General features: G+C 68.9%; 1 protein-coding gene. It reads right to left on the bottom strand.

Annotated features, from left to right (window positions below):
* Positions 1-24: 24 nt before the first annotated feature.
* On the bottom strand, positions 25-985 hold a 961-nt coding region (locus EOD07_RS35755), incomplete at its 5' end, for an MFS transporter (RefSeq protein WP_127238465.1).

The raw sequence follows: 985 nt of genomic DNA, 5'->3' as shown, positions 1-985 counted from the left end.
CCGTCGGCCTGACCCGCCAGTCGATCAATTGCGGCTGTTGAGATGCCGGACCTGCCGCAGCGCCGGGAACAGATAGGCCCACAGGCCGGCGACGGCGACGGCGCCGACGCCGCCGATCACCACGGCGGGAACCGTGCCGATCAGCGCCGCCATGGTGCCGGCGCGGAATTCGCCGACCTCGTTGGAGGCGCCGACGAAGACCTGGTTGACGGCGTTGACACGGCCGCGCACCTCGTCGGGCGTCCAGAGCTGGATCAGCGTCTCGCGGATATAGACGCTGAACATGTCGGTGGCGCCGAGCAAGGCGAGCGCCGCGATCGACAGCCAGGTGACGGTCGAGACGCCGAACAGCACGGTGAAGGCGCCGAACAGGGCGACGAAGCCCAGCATGATCTTGCCGGCGTGGTCGCGGATCGGATGGCCGGCGAGCCAGACGGCGACGCAGATGGCGCCGATGCCCGGCGCCGAGCGCAACAGGCCGAGACCCCAGGGGCCAAGCTCGAGGATGTCGCGCGCATAGACCGGCAGCAGCGCCGAGGCGCCGGACAGGAGCACGGCGAAGAGGTCGAGCGAGATCGCGCCGAGCACGATCTTCTCGCCCCAGATATAACCGAAGCCGGCAAACAGCGTCTGCATCGTCGGCTTGTCGGTGGCCGTCTGCTGGGCGGGCTTGGGGATGGTGAAGACGAGCAGCGCCGCGACCAGCATCAGTATGGCGGCGGTGGCATAGGCGACTTCCGCCGAAACGCCGTAGAGCAGGCCGCCGGCGACCGGACCGACGATGGTCGCGGTCTGCCAAGCCGAGGAGTTCCAGGCGATGGCATTGGCGAAATCCTCCTGCGGCACCAGATTGGCGACCAGCGAGGACGATGCCGGTCCGTAGAAGGCGCGGGCGATACCGAATATGGCGAGCACGACGAAGATCGGCAGCGGGCTGCCAGGGCCGCGCAGCGTCAACACCAGGAGAGCGAGCGCGCAGCCGGCC

The sequence above is a fragment of the Mesorhizobium sp. M2C.T.Ca.TU.002.02.1.1 genome, from assembly GCF_003997225.1.
This window is presented reverse-complemented; position numbering and strand designations above follow the sequence as displayed.